The 13,443-nt window shown below is 71.4% G+C and carries 15 protein-coding genes; 5 read left to right on the top strand and 10 right to left on the bottom strand.

Going from position 1 to position 13,443, the window contains the following annotated elements; translation table 11 throughout:
* Positions 1 to 4: 4 nt before the first annotated feature.
* The 9 genes from rplW to rfbB all read right to left on the bottom strand — a co-directional run bounded on the left by rplW (position 5) and on the right by rfbB (position 7,968).
* On the bottom strand, positions 5 to 325 hold the full coding sequence (rplW, locus tag ACFV4G_RS03185; protein ID WP_063348967.1) for a 50S ribosomal protein L23: 321 nt from the start codon (positions 323 to 325) through the stop codon (positions 5 to 7).
* Positions 325 to 1,002 carry a 50S ribosomal protein L4 gene (gene rplD / locus ACFV4G_RS03180; RefSeq protein WP_380435914.1) on the bottom strand — a complete coding sequence of 226 codons (678 nt, stop codon included), beginning with the start codon at positions 1,000 to 1,002 and terminating at the stop codon, positions 325 to 327. Before rplD ends, rplW begins: the two co-directional genes overlap by 1 nt.
* Before the next feature lie 4 nt (positions 1,003 to 1,006).
* Positions 1,007 to 1,654, bottom strand: coding sequence for a 50S ribosomal protein L3 (gene rplC, locus ACFV4G_RS03175; RefSeq protein ID WP_380435912.1), 648 nt, complete (start codon positions 1,652 to 1,654; stop codon positions 1,007 to 1,009).
* A gap of 14 nt (positions 1,655 to 1,668) precedes the next feature.
* Positions 1,669 to 1,977, bottom strand: a complete 309-nt coding sequence (rpsJ, locus tag ACFV4G_RS03170) for a 30S ribosomal protein S10 (protein ID WP_012785157.1) — start codon at positions 1,975 to 1,977, stop codon at positions 1,669 to 1,671.
* A gap of 391 nt (positions 1,978 to 2,368) precedes the next feature.
* On the bottom strand, positions 2,369 to 4,180 hold the full coding sequence (locus tag ACFV4G_RS03165) for a hypothetical protein (protein WP_380435910.1): 1,812 nt from the start codon (positions 4,178 to 4,180) through the stop codon (positions 2,369 to 2,371).
* A 211-nt stretch (positions 4,181 to 4,391) separates the two neighbouring features.
* Complete coding sequence (locus ACFV4G_RS03160; RefSeq protein WP_329927667.1) at positions 4,392 to 5,171, bottom strand: glycosyltransferase family 2 protein; 780 nt, start codon at positions 5,169 to 5,171, stop codon at positions 4,392 to 4,394.
* The gene (locus ACFV4G_RS03155) at positions 5,168 to 5,569 is read right to left on the bottom strand and encodes a DUF2304 domain-containing protein (protein WP_359962256.1); all 402 of its coding nucleotides are present in this window, start codon (positions 5,567 to 5,569) and stop codon (positions 5,168 to 5,170) included. The genes ACFV4G_RS03160 and ACFV4G_RS03155 overlap by 4 nt, the downstream gene beginning before the upstream one ends.
* A gap of 111 nt (positions 5,570 to 5,680) precedes the next feature.
* Positions 5,681 to 6,997, bottom strand: a complete 1,317-nt coding sequence (locus tag ACFV4G_RS03150) for a hypothetical protein (protein ID WP_380435907.1) — start codon at positions 6,995 to 6,997, stop codon at positions 5,681 to 5,683.
* A complete protein-coding gene (rfbB, locus tag ACFV4G_RS03145; protein ID WP_380435905.1) occupies positions 6,994 to 7,968 on the bottom strand; it encodes a dTDP-glucose 4,6-dehydratase in 975 nt (324 codons plus the stop codon). Before rfbB ends, ACFV4G_RS03150 begins: the two co-directional genes overlap by 4 nt.
* 93 nt (positions 7,969 to 8,061) lie before the next feature.
* Between rfbB and rfbA the strand changes: the two genes are divergently transcribed.
* The 5 genes from rfbA to ACFV4G_RS03120 all read left to right on the top strand — a co-directional run bounded on the left by rfbA (position 8,062) and on the right by ACFV4G_RS03120 (position 12,986).
* Entirely contained in the window at positions 8,062 to 8,937 is an 876-nt protein-coding gene (rfbA, locus tag ACFV4G_RS03140) for a glucose-1-phosphate thymidylyltransferase RfbA (RefSeq protein WP_359962247.1), read from the top strand.
* Positions 8,934 to 9,533: a dTDP-4-dehydrorhamnose 3,5-epimerase gene (gene rfbC, locus ACFV4G_RS03135; RefSeq protein WP_380435903.1), complete on the top strand. Its 600-nt coding sequence runs from the start codon at positions 8,934 to 8,936 to the stop codon at positions 9,531 to 9,533. The genes rfbA and rfbC overlap by 4 nt, the downstream gene beginning before the upstream one ends.
* A 152-nt stretch (positions 9,534 to 9,685) precedes the next feature.
* Positions 9,686 to 10,588 carry a glycosyltransferase family 2 protein gene (locus ACFV4G_RS03130; protein ID WP_380435901.1) on the top strand — a complete coding sequence of 301 codons (903 nt, stop codon included), beginning with the start codon at positions 9,686 to 9,688 and terminating at the stop codon, positions 10,586 to 10,588.
* Positions 10,589 to 10,614: 26 nt separating this feature from the next.
* Positions 10,615 to 11,571: an NAD-dependent epimerase/dehydratase family protein gene (locus ACFV4G_RS03125; protein ID WP_380435899.1), complete on the top strand. Its 957-nt coding sequence runs from the start codon at positions 10,615 to 10,617 to the stop codon at positions 11,569 to 11,571.
* Positions 11,572 to 11,879: 308 nt separating this feature from the next.
* Complete coding sequence (locus ACFV4G_RS03120; RefSeq protein WP_380435897.1) at positions 11,880 to 12,986, top strand: acyltransferase family protein; 1,107 nt, start codon at positions 11,880 to 11,882, stop codon at positions 12,984 to 12,986.
* Here the strand turns inward: ACFV4G_RS03120 and ACFV4G_RS03115 are convergent.
* Positions 12,976 to 13,437, bottom strand: a complete 462-nt coding sequence (locus ACFV4G_RS03115) for a GtrA family protein (RefSeq protein WP_380435895.1) — start codon at positions 13,435 to 13,437, stop codon at positions 12,976 to 12,978. The genes ACFV4G_RS03120 and ACFV4G_RS03115 overlap by 11 nt on opposite strands.
* Positions 13,438 to 13,443: the final 6 nt, after the last annotated feature.

The following is a 13,443-nucleotide window of genomic DNA, read 5'->3' as shown; positions in this document are numbered from 1 at the left end:
TCCGTTAGGAGACCGGACCACCGAAGATGTCGATGCGGTTGCCCTCAGCCAGCGTCACGATGGCGCGCTTGGTGTCCTTGCGCTTGCCAAAGCCCGTCTTGGAGCGCTTGCGCTTGCCCTGACGGTTGAGCGTGTTGACGGACTCGACCTTGACCGAGAAGACCGCCTCGACGGCCTGCTTGATCTGGGTCTTGTTGGCACCGGGCGACACGACGAACGTGTACTTGTTCTCGTCGAGGAGCGAGTAGCTCTTCTCCGAGATGACCGGCTTCACCAGGACGTCACGGGGGTCCGTGAACGTCTTGCTCGTGATCTCTGCAGCCATCAGGCGGCGCTCCCTTCGAGCTCGCCCTCAGCAGCCACGGCCTTGGCGGACGCGGCGGGACCCGCCACGAAACGCTCGAAGGCGGCCTGGGTGAAGACCACGTCGTCGGAGACGAGCACGTCGTAGGTGTTCAGCTGACCGGCGTCCAGGATGTGCACGTGCGGCAGGTTCCGGGCGCTCTTCAGACCCAGCTCGTCGGCACGCTCGACGACGAGGAGGATGTTCTTGCGCTCGGTGATCTTGCCGAACAGACCCTTGGCGGCCTTGGTCGACGGCGCCTCGGTCGCGACCACGTCGGTGACGACGTGGATGCGGTTGTGGCGGGCCCGGTCGGTGAGCGCACCGCGCAGGGCGGCGGCGATCATCTTCTTCGGGGTCCGCTGCGAGTAGTCGCGCGGCACGGGACCGTGCACGACGCCACCGCCGGCGAACTGCGGGGCGCGGGTCGAGCCCTGACGGGCGCGGCCGGTGCCCTTCTGGCGGTACGGCTTCTTGCCGCCACCGCGGACCTCGGCACGAGTCTTGGTCTTGTGGGTGCCCTGACGGGCCGCAGCGAGCTGCGCCACGACGACCTGGTGCATCAGCGGAACGCTGACCTTCGCGTCGAAGATCTCGGCCGGCAGCTCGAGGCTGCCGGTCTTGTCGCCCGAGGGCGACAGGATGTCAATGGTGCTCATATCCTCACAGCCCCTTCGCCGCGGTGCGGACGAGGACGAGGCCGCCGTTCGGGCCCGGGATTGCGCCCTTGATCAGGAGCAGCCCCTTCTCCGCGTCAACGGCATGGATGGTCAGGTTCTGGGTGGTCACACGCTCGTGGCCCATCCGGCCGGCCATCCTCACGCCCTTGAACACGCGACCCGGGGTGGCGCAGCCACCGATCGAGCCGGGCGAGCGGTGCTTGCGCTGCACACCGTGACCGGCGCCGAGGCCCCGGAAGTTGTGGCGCTTCATGACACCGGCGAAGCCCTTGCCCTTGGAGGTGCCGGTCACGTCGACCTTGACACCCGCCTCGAACAGCTCCGCGGTGATCTCCTGGCCGAGGGTGTACTCGGAGGCGTCCGCGGTACGGAGCTCGACCAGGTGGCGGCGGGGGGTGACACCGGCCTTGGCGAAGTGACCCGCGAGGGGCTTGTTCACCTTGCGCGGGTCGATCTCGCCGAAGCCGATCTGGACGGCGTCGTAGCCGGCCGGGCTGTCGGCGGTGTGGACCTGGGTCACGACATTGGGCCCAGCCTTGACGACGGTCACCGGAACGATCCGGTTGTTCTCGTCCCAGACCTGGGTCATGCCGAGCTTCTCGCCCAGGATGCCCTTAATCTGCTTAGCCATCTTCGGTGCGCCTCTCAGAGCTTGATCTCGATGTCGACGCCCGCCGGCAGGTCGAGACGCATGAGCGAGTCAACCGTCTTCGGCGTGGGGTCGAGGATGTCGATCAGACGCTTGTGAGTGCGCATCTCGAAGTGCTCGCGCGAGTCCTTGTACTTGTGCGGCGAGCGGATGACGCAGTACACGTTCTTCTCAGTGGGCAGCGGCACCGGGCCCGCGACCTGCGCACCAGTACGAATCACCGTCTCGACGATCTTCTTCGCCGAGGAGTCGATGACCTCGTGGTCGTAGGCCTTGAGCCGGATGCGGATCTTCTGTCCCGCCATGGCTACTCAGTAGTCCTTTGTCCTTAGTTGCCGCACGACTCCCTCTCCGACCCCCGCGCTCGGGCGTGTCGCACTCGCGCTTGCAAAAAACCGGCGAAGAACTCGTCGGTTTCAAGATTTCGGGGTGGGGGAGCCGGGCCGAGACCCCGCTCACGCTTCCCGGAAGATTCCCGTACTTTCGCCCCGCAGCTGCCGTGGCGTAGAACTCACGCTTGACGGCCATCACGGGAACGACGAGTACCTGGGACTCGCTTCCGGTCCTCCCGGCGGGAGGCGCGCAGCATCGGCACTCAACCGAGCAACTTGGACATACTGCCACATGGAGCAGCCCGGATGCCAATCGGGGCCGGTGAGGTGTACCTCACCGGCCCCGATCGTCACCCGTTGGGGGTCAGTCCTTCGGCGGGCGGCCGCACACGACGTCGTACTCCTTCGAGGTCGCGTTGGCGCAGTAGAGCTTCTTCTGGTCCGGCCCGAAGGTGTACTCGGACAGGTTCATGTTGATCGGGTTGCAGGCCTGCTTCCCGTTGTACGGCGAGTACTTGGGGCACTTCCCGTTGTCCAGCTGCTGGAGGTGGGCACGCAGCGCGTCCAGGCCCATGTCCTCGACGCCCGGGTTGGTGGACGGCATGAAGCGGTTGGCCGACCACGAGCCGCCCATGGTGGCGAACAGGGCGATCGCGCAGATCAGGCCGGCGGCCAGCTGGGACAGCACGCGCGGCGAGATCCGGGCGGCCCGGGCCGGGGCGACCTCCTCCAGCGTGCCGCGGATCCAGCCGAAGACGCGCTCGTACGTGAGCATCACGCCGAGGACGGCCAGGATGATCAGGCAGTAGAAGATGATCCAGGTGGTGCGCGGGTACAGCTGGACGGCCTGGGTGTGCTCCATGTGGGAGGCGAACCAGAAGCGCAGCAGCCAGGCGCCGGCGAGCACGAAGCCCGCGGTGCGGACCACGACGTTGCGCAGGCCGAGGCCCACGCCGATGCCCACGCCCAGGAGCAGCAGGACGCCGAAACCGGTCTGGCCGGCCAGCTCGCCCGATGCCGGGTAGTCGTGGTAGGTCAGGTCTCCGGCGCGGTCGGAGGCCCAGCCCATGACGTACGCCGGGTCGATGTAGGTGTTGATGTACGCGTAGCGGTCCATCGTCGTGGCGCCCAGGCGGACCAGCTGGTACAGCAGCGGCGCGCCGATCACGGCGGCGGTGACCAGCAGGGTGCCGAGGAACACGAGCGCGCGCTTGATCGCGACCCGGCCCCGCCGCCACGGGAACAGCATCAGGCCGAGGATGAACGAGCCGGGCGCGGCCCACAGGTACCAGCCCGAGTACCAGAGGAACATCACGCCGAACGCGGCGCCGAAGCCGAGGCCGCGCAGCACCGCGGAACGGACCGAGAGCTCGTCGGCGCGGCGGATCTCACGGAAGCAGGCCGCCAGCAGCGGCAGCAGCACCAGCATCGAGCCGTGGCTGTACGGGCGGATCGGGTCGAGGAAGACGATCGAGGTCGGCACGGCGACGGCCATCGCCCAGAACGGGCGCAGCAGCATCCGCCACGAGAGGTAGGCCATCGGCCCCACCAGCGCGCTGAGGATCAGCTGCAGGTCCTTGAGCGCGTGGCCCACGCCGGCGACGCCGTGGTGGAAGAGCTTGGCCCAGACCGCGAGCAGGGCGGGGAACAGCGGGGGGTAGACCCCCGGCAGGCCCTTGCCGCGCATCATGTCGTTGGCCATGCCCATGAGGTTGCCGGGGTCGCCCTCCTGGCCGCCCAGGCCCCACGGGGTGCCGTGCAGCGCGACCACGATGCCGCCGGCGACGACACCGGTGCCGAGGCCCGCGACGGCCGCGCACGCCAGGCGCTGCGCGACCTGGTAGTAGCGCAGCGTGCCGCGGTAGGCGAGGAACAGCAGCACCGCGAGGACGGGGATGCCGAGCAGCGCCGCGTACTGCTGGATCTTGGCGAGGCCGCTGACCTGGCCGATCCGGGTGACGGGATTGACGCTGATGTGCGTGCACAGCAGCATGAACCCGAGGGCGACGACGACGCTGACCACGCCCTCCCCCAGCGGGAGGAACCAGCGCTTCTCGGTCCAGCGCTCGAAGCGGCCGCCCGCCCGGGCCGTCGTCGTCTCTCCGGACGACGCGCCTCTGGCGCCGCCGGGCGTGCTGGAGGGGGCGCCGACGACGTCCGGTGCCAAATCCGTCATGTCAATTCGCTTCCGTGAAGCGGCACTCTGCCGCAGGTCGGGCCGGCTCGCCGGGCGAGCGGGGTCGGCGGGCGCCGGCCGGGGGGCACCCGGTCGCCACGGAACATCCCCGGAAAGCCGACGGGACGTCCACGCCCGACACGCTAGCAAGCCGATGCCGGGCCCCACCCGTTCGGTCACGGGGTACGGGCCCGGCGGTCACGCGCCGTGATCAGCTACGGCCGGCCAGTTCGCGGCGCGGTGCCGCGGCCTTCTTGGTGGCCGGCTGGATCAGCTTGAGGTGCTTGGGCATCCGGCGGATCATCGCCAGCAGCAGGACCAGGCCGGCCCGGGCGAGGTAGATCGTCGCCTTGATCGGGGAGGCGCTGGGCGTGCCGGTGGTCCGCTCGCGCATCGCGACCGGCACCTGCCGGATCACGAAACCGCAGCGGGCGGCGCCGACCATGCTCTCGATCGTGTCGCCCAGGTACTCGACCGGGTACCACTGGGAGAAGAACTCGATCATCGGCTTGTTGCAGGCCTTGAAGCCCGAGGTGGTGTCGGTGAGCCGCGTGCGGGCGACCCGGGACAGCACCACGGAGAGCAGCTTCATCGCCCAGGAGCGCGGGCCGCGCACCTTGTACGAGCCCTCGCCGGCGAAGCGGGCCCCGATGACCAGGTCCGCCTCGTCCAGCTTGGCGATCAGCGTCGGCACGTACGACGGGTCGTGCTGGCCGTCGGCGTCGCACTGCAGCGCGATGTCGTAGTCGTGCAGGTGCGCGTAGCGGTAGCCGAAGCGCATCGCGCCGCCGACGCCCAGGTTGTAGGGCAGCTGGGCGACCTTGGAGCCGTGCGCGGCGGCGACGGCCGCGGTGTCGTCCACCGAGCCGTCGTCGACGACCAGGGTGTCGACGCCGGGCAGCTTCTGCTGGATCTCCCGCAGGATCTTGGGCAGCCCCTCGGCCTCGTTCCAGGCCGGGAGGATGATCAGTACCCGCTTGCCGTCGATCATGCCGTCACCCCGGGGTCGTTCGCCTTGGCGGCGTCGTTGTTGCTGCGCGCGATCGGGTAGTCGTGGTGCTCGGCCAGGTAGGCGCGCATCATCGCGACGTCCTCGGCCAGCGTGCGGGTCTCGGCCTCCAGCCGGGAGGCCTCCCAGCTCAGGTGCAGCGAGACCATCAGCACCAGGATGAAGCCCGCGAACAGGACCAGGCTGACGCCGGAGGCGATGCCGAGCCGGCGGGCGGTGGAGTCCAGGATCGTCGGGAAGAACCCGAGCGGCGCGACGACGACGCCGATCGCGAGCCAGATCGCCGCGTACTTCTCCCGGAGCTGCTGTCGGCGCAGCAGCTCCAGGATGTAGACGAGCACCAGCACGCCGGTGATCGAAGTGATGACGGTGAGATGCACGACGGGGAGCGCCTTTCAGCGGCTGTGTGGCGTGGCCAGAGTAATGACAGTTTAAAAGGCGCGGCGGAACGGACTGCCGCCGCCGGTTGTACGGGGCCCGCGCAGATGGTGTCAGACTTCTGACGACTGACGCGCCGCCATGGTTGCACCCGGTTCCACGGCGGTCGCGGCCGGAGCCGTCAGGGACCGCGCGAGCGCCCACAGCATGGCAGCAGCGCTCACCGCGGCACCAGCCAGGTAGGCCAGTTCGACGCGGGTCGCGATCGCCCCCGGCACCGCGGTGACGGCGACGAGCACCACCGTGCCGGCCAGCCAGGACAGCAGCTGCCGCTGGTGGCGGCCGAGCGAGAGCAGCGCCTGGCCGAAGACGGTCGCGAGCATGTAGCAGAGCGTGCCGAGCGACAGCCACAGGAAGTCGGCCGAGCCGAGCACGTCCTGCGCCTTGAAGAACAGCCGGATCGCCCACGGGCCGAGGATCACCGTCGGCACGCCGGCCGCGGTGCACATCAGGGCGACGATGCCGCCGGTGCGCAGCAGGACCTTGCGGAACTCCCCGTGGTTGCCGGCCGCCGCGGCGCCGGACAGCGAGGAGACCAGCGAGGCCTGGATGGCCGCGTACGCGAAGAGCGGCACCCGGGCCAGCACCACCGCGTTGAGCAGCGCGGCGATCAGCGCCTTGGAGGAGGGCGAGAGCACGCCCACGCTCACCACCGCGGCGTTGACCATGAGCTGCGCGAGCAGCGTCGAGCCGGTCAGCAGGCCGAGCCCGGTGACGACGTCGCGCCAGGCCGGGGCCGGGCCGCCGCGCCGGTCGGCGAGCACCGAGCGCATCCCGATCACCGAGGCGGCGAGCGGCGCCACCACGAGGATCAGGCTGAACGCGAACGCCGAGTGCACGCCGAACAGCGGGATCAGCGCGGCCAGGCCGATCCGCAGACCGCCGTCGACGCCCAGCTGGAGGCCGTAGGAGCCGAACCGGCCGAGGCCGGCCAGCGCGCCGCGGGCCACCGAGCTGACGGCCAGGCCGACCAGGGCGCCGCCCATGCCGGCCACCAGGCCGATGTCGCCGGAGAAGAAGCGGTCCGCGATCGGGCGGGCCGCCACCGCGACGCCGGCCAGCACGACGGCCAGCACGGCGGCGGTGGCCAGCAGCACCCGGCGGATGGCCGGGCCGGGGCCGTGGCCGGCCACGTCGCGGGCGGCCACCAGCCGGTTCAGCTCCAGCTCGACCGGCGAGAACAGGCCGTACCCGACCGACATGACCAGCGTCCACAGCATGGAGACGCCGGCCACCTGCGTGGTGTCCAGGCCGTGCCCGGCGAGCGCCAGGAAGATGTACGAGGAGGCACCGAGCACGACGGTGCCCCCCGCGACGAGCCGCACGCCGGGGGGCAGCGCCCCCAGCAGCCTGGCCACCGGGTTCGTCATCGCAGCGCGGCCTTGGCCTTCAGCGGCTCCCACCAGGCGCGGTTCTCGCGGTACCAGGCGATGGTGGCCGCGAGGCCGTCCTCGAAGCGGACCTGCGGGGCGTAGCCGAGCTCCTCGCTGATCTTGGTGATGTCCAGCGAGTAGCGCAGGTCGTGGCCCTTGCGGTCGGCGACCGGCTCCACGGACGACCAGTCGGCGCCCGCGGCCTGGAGCAGCAGCTCGGTGAGCTCCTTGTTGGTCAGCTCGGTGCCGCCGCCGATGTTGTAGACCTCGCCGGCGCGGCCCTTGCGCATGGCGAGCTCGATGCCGCGGCAGTGGTCGGAGACGTGCAGCCAGTCGCGGATGTTGCCGCCGGTGCCGTACAGCGGCACCTTCTTGCCGTCCAGCAGGTTCGTGGTGAACAGCGGGATGACCTTCTCCGGGAACTGGTAGTGCCCGTAGTTGTTGGAGCAGCGGGTGACCACCACGTCCATGCCGTGGGTGCGGTGGTAGGCGAGCGCCAGCAGGTCGGAACCGGCCTTGGAGGCGGAGTACGGGGAGTTCGGGGCGAGCGGCCACTCCTCGGTCCACGAGCCCTCGGAGATCGAGCCGTACACCTCGTCGGTGGAGACGTGGACGAAGCGGGCGACGCCGTGCTTGCGGGCCGCGTCCAGCAGCACCTGGGTGCCGAGGACGTTGGTCACCACGAACGGGCCGGCGCCCTCGATCGAGCGGTCGACGTGCGACTCGGCCGCGAAGTGCACGACCACGTCGTGTCCGGGCATCACCTGGTCGACGGCGTCGGCGTCGCAGATGTCGCCGCGCACGAAGGCGTAGCCGCTGTGGTCGGCGACCGGGGCCAGGTTGGCCTCGACGCCCGAGTAGGTGAGCTTGTCGAAGACGGTGATCTGATCCGTTGCGTCGGCGCCGAGCAGCTGGCGGACGAACTCTGAACCGATGAAGCCGGCGCCGCCGGTGACGAGGATGCGCATAGTGCGGGCAGTCTACCGGGGTGAATCGAACCCCGGACCCCGGGCCGACGGGGGCTTCCGGAGCGCCCCCGGACCTCACATAAGCTGCTCGGCATGCGTGGAATCCTCTTGGCCGGCGGCACCGGCTCCCGACTCTGGCCGCTGACCCGGGCTGTCTCGAAGCAGCTCCTCCCGGTCTTCGACAAGCCGATGATCTACTACCCGCTGTCGACCCTGGTCATGGCGGGGATCAGCGAGATCCTGATCATTACCACCCCCCAGGACCAGGAGCAGTTCCAGCGCCTGCTCGGCGACGGCTCCCAGTTCGGCCTGAAGCTGGAGTACGCCGTCCAGGAGAAGCCCGAGGGCATCGCCCAGGCCTTCGTCCTCGGCGCCGACTTCATCGGCGACGAGCCGGTCGCGCTGATCCTGGGCGACAACATCTTCCACGGCAGCGGCCTCGGCACCCGGCTCGCCCAGCGCACCGACCCCAAGGGCGGCATGGTGTTCGCCTACCCGGTCGCCGACCCGACCGCCTACGGCGTCGTCGAGTTCGACGACAACGGCCAGGTCATCTCCATCGAGGAGAAGCCGGACGCCCCGAAGTCCCGCTACGCCGTGCCCGGCCTCTACTTCTACGACAACCGCGTCGTGGAGATCTCCCGCGGCCTGACCCCGAGCGCCCGCGGCGAGCTGGAGATCACCGCCGTCAACGAGGAGTACCTCAAGCTCGGCGAGCTGCACGTCACCGTCCTCGACCGCGGCACCGCCTGGCTGGACACCGGCACGTTCGTCTCGATGGTCCAGGCCTCGGAGTTCGTCCGGGTCATCGAGGAGCGCCAGGGCTTCAAGATCGGCTGCATCGAGGAGGCCGCCTGGCGGGCCGGCCTGATCGACGCCGAGCAGCTGCGCGAGCTGGCCGAGCCGCTGCGCAAGAGCGGCTACGGCGACTACCTGGTCGCGCTGCTCGACGAGGAGGCGGCCAAGTGAAGTTCCGCGAACTGTCCATCCCCGGCGCCTTCGAGGTCACCCCGCAGCAGCACGGCGACCCGCGCGGCCTGTTCATGGAGTGGTACCGCTTCGACCGCCTGGAGGAGGTCGTCGGCCACCCGCTGCGGCTCGCCCAGGGCAACCTGTCGGTGTCGGCCAAGGACGTCGTGCGCGGCATCCACTTCGCCGACGTCCCGCCCGGCCAGGCCAAGTACGTCAGCTGCGTGCGCGGCGCCGTCCTGGACGTGGTCGTCGACCTGCGGGTGGGCTCCCCCGCCTTCGGGAAGTGGGAGTTCGTCCGCCTCGACGATGCCGAACGTAAGTCCGTCTACATCCCCGAGGGCGTCGGCCACGGCTTCTGCGCGCTGACCGACGACGCCACCCTGTCGTACGTCTGCTCCGAGACGTACAACCCGACCGGCGAGCACGCGGTGCACCCGCTCGACCCGGACCTCGGCATCGAGTGGCCCGCCGACGCCCCCCAGCTGTCGGCCCGCGACGCGGCCGCGCCCACGCTCGCCGAGGCGATCGCGAGCGGCCTGCTGCCGGACTACCGGCAGTGCCTGGCGTACACCGAGGGCCTGCGCACCAACTGAACCGACCGGTGCCCGGACCGGCCGCCCGCAGCGGCCCCGGTCCGGGCATCGCCGTCGGCGGGGGGCCGCGCGGGGCTCAGTATGATGGGCCCGCCGCGGGGTCGTGCTCCCGCCCGCAGGCCCCGAACCCGACCACCGGATGTGCCTCCACCATGACCACTCTGGAAATCCTGCTTCCGTACTACGGCGACGTCGCACTGATGCAGGAGGCGGTCCGCAGCGTCCTGGCCCAGACCGACCCGGACTGGCGGCTGACCGTCGTGGACGACGGCAAGGAGCCCGGGGTCCCGGAGTGGTTCGCGGAGCTCGGCGACCCGCGGGTGCGGTACTTCCGCAACGAGCAGAACCTCGGCGTCACCGGCAACTACCGCAAGTGCCTGGGCATGGCCGAGCACGAGCACATGATGTTCATGGGCACCGACGACGTGATGCTGCCCAACTACGTGGCCACGATCCGCTCGATCCTCGCCCAGCACCCCGGCGTCGCGATGATCCAGCCCGGCGTCCAGGTCATCGGCAGCGACGGCCGGCCGAGCACCTCGCTCGCCGACGAGTCCAAGCGCCGCATCTACGCGCCCAAGGCGCAGGGCCGCGTCCTGATGGACGGCGAGGAGCTCGCCGTCAGCCTGCTCAAGGGCAACTGGCTCTACTTCCCGTCCATCTGCTGGCGCACCGAGGCCGTGCGGACCACCGGCTTCCGCGACAACCTGGAGATCATCCAGGACCTCGCCCTGGTCATCGACCTCCTCCAGGCCGGCGAGCAGATGGTCATCGACGACGTCCGCGCCTTCCAGTACCGCCGGCACGCCGTCAGCATCTCCTCCTCGTCCGCGTTCAGCGGCACCCGCTTCACCGAGGCCCGGCGCTACTTCCTCGACGCCGCCGACCGCCTCGACGCGCAGGGCTGGCCGCGGGCGGCGCGCGCCGCCCGGATCCACCTGTCCGCCCGCATCCACGCCCTCACCCTGGTCCCGGGCGCGATGCGCGCCGGCCAGTGGGACGGTGCGAAGGCCCTGCTGCGCAACGCCACCAGCACGGCCCGCCGTCCCCGCTGACCCACGAACCCCCTGGAGTCCCCGCAATGACCGCTCCGCACACGGCACCGGCCCGGGTGGCCGTCCTCGGTGGCACCGGCTTCATCGGCCGGGTGCTCGGCGCCCGCCTCCTGGCGCAGGGCGCCGAGGTGCTCAGCCTCGCCCGCAAGGCCCCGGCCGAGCCGGCGCCCGGCCGGTTCGTCGCCTTCGACCTCTCCAACGGCGACCCCGCCGAGCTCACCGCGCTGCTCGACCGCGAGCGGATCGACACCGTCGTCAACGCGGCCGGCGGCATGTGGGGCCTGAACGACGAGCAGATGTACCAGGCCAACGTCGTCCTCACCGAGCGGCTGATCGAGGCCGTCGCCGCCATGGCCTCCCCCGCCCGCCTGGTCCACCTCGGCACCGTCCACGAGTACGGCATGGCCCCGGTCGGCACCAGCCAGCGCGAGAGCGACCCGGCCGCCCCGGTCATGGAGTACGGCAAGCTCAAGCTCGCCGCCACCGAGGCCGTCGTGCGCGCCGTCGAGGCCGGCCGGATCTCCGGCGTCGTGCTGCGGCTCGGCAACGTCGTCGGCGCCGGCCAGCCCGGCCACAGCCTGCTCGGCGTCATGGCCGCCAAGCTCGACGCCGCCCGCGCGGCCGGCGAGACCGCGCAGCTCTCGCTGCAGCCGCTCACCGCCCTGCGCGACTTCGTCGACCTCACCGACACCCTCGACGCCGTCCTGCTGGCCGCCGCCGACCGCTCGGCCCCGCCGGTCGTCAACGTCGGCACCGGCTCCGCCTCCACCGCCCGCCACCTGGTCGAGCTCCTGATCGAGGAGAGCGGCGTGCCCACCGAGATCACCGAGGTCCCGGCCCCCGACGGCACCGGCCCGGAGACCGAGTGGCAGCAGCTCGACGTCACCGTCGCCCGCGACAGCCTCGGCTGGACCCCCCGCCGCACCCTGCGCGAGGCCGTCCGCGAGCTGTGGACCGCCCAGAGCACCGCGCCGGTCGCATAACGGCCGACCCGTCGTCCCGGGGGGGGGGGGGGGGGGGGGGGGAGGGAGACCCACACCCCCCCGCCCACGAGGCCGAAGAAGAGGCCGCCGAAACAGGAGAGGTGGGGGGGGGGGGGGGCGGCCCCCCCCCCCCCCCGCCGCGGGGCCCCCCCCCCCCCCCCCGCCCGCCCCCGCGCCCCCCCCCCCCCCCCCCCCCCCCCCGCACCCGCATCCGCGCACGAGGGGGAGCCATCGGAGAGCGTTTCCGGCGCGGGACCTTCGCCGACCTGACCGCCGGCCGGGCGAACGCCTTCGGGGCGCTGCGCCTGGTGCTCGCCGCCACCGTGGTGGTGTCGCACGTCTACCCGCTCGGCTGGGGCCGCCAGGACCCGCTGTGGTCCTGGAGCGGGCAGCAGACCGACCTGGGCAAGAGCGCGGTCCTCGGCTTCTTCGCGATCTCCGGTTTCGTCATCACCGGCAGCGCCCGGCGCCTCGGCACCCTGCGGTTCGTCTGGCACCGCGCCCTGCGGATCGTCCCCGGGCTCTGGGTCTCGCTGCTCCTGTCCGCCGCCGTCCTGATGCCCGTGCTCTACCGGTGGCAGCACGGCACCCTCACCGGCTTCTGGGACCGCTCGGACGGACCGCTCAGCTACGTCACCAGCCTCGGCAGCAGCAGCCCGACCGCGGGCTGGGACGTCTCCGGAGTCATCGCCACGGGCATCCGCGCCGGGACGAACTTCGACGGCAGCCTCAACGGCGCCCTGTGGTCGCTCAAGTACGAGCTCCTGTGCTACCTCCTGGCCGCCCTGCTCGCCCTGGCCGGGCTGCTGCGGCGGCCGGCCGCCGTCCCCGCGCTGGCGCTCGCGCTCTGGGTACTGATCCTCTCCGGCGCCACCGACCTGCCCCCGGACGTGCCCCCGGCCGGCGGACCGGGCGCCACCCTGCCGCTCCTCGGCCGGCTCACCTGGCACCTCGCCGCCGTCCTGGCCTTCACGTTCCTGCTCGGCACCGCCTGCCGGCTCCACGCCGAACGCATACCGGTGGACGACCGCCTCGCCCTGGCCTCCGCCGTGGCGCTGGCCGCCACGCTCCGCTGGGGCGGCTTCGGCGCCCTCGGCCAACCGGCCCTGGTCTACCTGCTGTTCTGGGCCGCGGCCCGGCTCCCCCGCTGGTGCCGGCGCCTCGACGGGATCGGCGACTACTCGTACGGGGTCTACATCTACGGCTTCCCCGTCGAGCAGGCCCTGGCCCTGGTCGGCTGCGCCGCGTACGGCCGGCCAGGCTTCCTGGCCTGCGCGCTCACCGTGACGGGCGTGCTGGCCGCCCTCTCCTGGCACCTCGTCGAGGAACCGGCCACGCGGCTGCGCGGCTGGACGCCCCGGCCGCTGCGCCGCAGCGCCGACCGGGACGGCTCGGCCGCCCGCATCACTTCTTGAAGACCCACACCTTCATCAGCAGGAAGCGGACCACGGTGGCCAGGCCGTTCGCCACGATCAGGCCGCCGACCTCGACGACCTTGGAGGCGTGCGGGGCCGCCACGTCGAGCAGGGCGAGCACGCCGGAGCTCAGCGCGAGCCCGATCACGAACGCGACGGCCCCCTGCAGCTGGTGGCGCAGCGCCCCCTCGCTGCCGGTGATCCCGAAGGTGAACCGCCGGTTGGCGGCGGTGTTGGCGACGGCGCTCACCGCGAGCGCGATCAGGTTGGCGGCCTGGGGGTTGACCACCATCCGGGCCACGACGTACAGCCCGAGGTAGAACAGCGTGCTCAGCACCCCGATGACCAGGAAGGACGGGATCTGGCGGTTGGCCTTGCCGCCGCCGGCGGAGCCCTGCTCCGCGGCGTCCGGCACCGTGGCCGCGTCGGTCGACTCGTTGGTGGAAACCATGTGGGA

Source organism: Kitasatospora sp. NPDC059747 (assembly GCF_042732955.1).
Classification (GTDB): Bacteria; Actinomycetota; Actinomycetes; order Streptomycetales; family Streptomycetaceae; genus Kitasatospora.
The sequence above is the reverse complement of the archived record's forward strand: the minus strand, read 5'-3'. Positions and strand labels throughout refer to the sequence as shown.

What these genes read in the sequence shown, in the direction of transcription:
- ACFV4G_RS03165 (WP_380435910.1), bottom strand. Translation starts at nt 4,180, where the DNA reads ATGACGGATTTGGCACCGGACGTCGTCGGCGCCCCCTCCAGCACGCCC.
- rplC (WP_380435912.1), bottom strand. Translation starts at nt 1,654, where the DNA reads ATGGCTAAGCAGATTAAGGGCATCCTGGGCGAGAAGCTCGGCATGACC.
- rplD (WP_380435914.1), bottom strand. Translation starts at nt 1,002, where the DNA reads ATGAGCACCATTGACATCCTGTCGCCCTCGGGCGACAAGACCGGCAGC.
- ACFV4G_RS03125 (WP_380435899.1), top strand. Translation starts at nt 10,615, where the DNA reads ATGACCGCTCCGCACACGGCACCGGCCCGGGTGGCCGTCCTCGGTGGC.
- rfbB (WP_380435905.1), bottom strand. Translation starts at nt 7,968, where the DNA reads ATGCGCATCCTCGTCACCGGCGGCGCCGGCTTCATCGGTTCAGAGTTC.
- ACFV4G_RS03130 (WP_380435901.1), top strand. Translation starts at nt 9,686, where the DNA reads ATGACCACTCTGGAAATCCTGCTTCCGTACTACGGCGACGTCGCACTG.
- rpsJ (WP_012785157.1), bottom strand. Translation starts at nt 1,977, where the DNA reads ATGGCGGGACAGAAGATCCGCATCCGGCTCAAGGCCTACGACCACGAG.
- rfbA (WP_359962247.1), top strand. Translation starts at nt 8,062, where the DNA reads ATGCGTGGAATCCTCTTGGCCGGCGGCACCGGCTCCCGACTCTGGCCG.
- ACFV4G_RS03150 (WP_380435907.1), bottom strand. Translation starts at nt 6,997, where the DNA reads ATGACGAACCCGGTGGCCAGGCTGCTGGGGGCGCTGCCCCCCGGCGTG.
- ACFV4G_RS03115 (WP_380435895.1), bottom strand. Translation starts at nt 13,437, where the DNA reads ATGGTTTCCACCAACGAGTCGACCGACGCGGCCACGGTGCCGGACGCC.
- rplW (WP_063348967.1), bottom strand. Translation starts at nt 325, where the DNA reads ATGGCTGCAGAGATCACGAGCAAGACGTTCACGGACCCCCGTGACGTC.
- ACFV4G_RS03160 (WP_329927667.1), bottom strand. Translation starts at nt 5,171, where the DNA reads ATGATCGACGGCAAGCGGGTACTGATCATCCTCCCGGCCTGGAACGAG.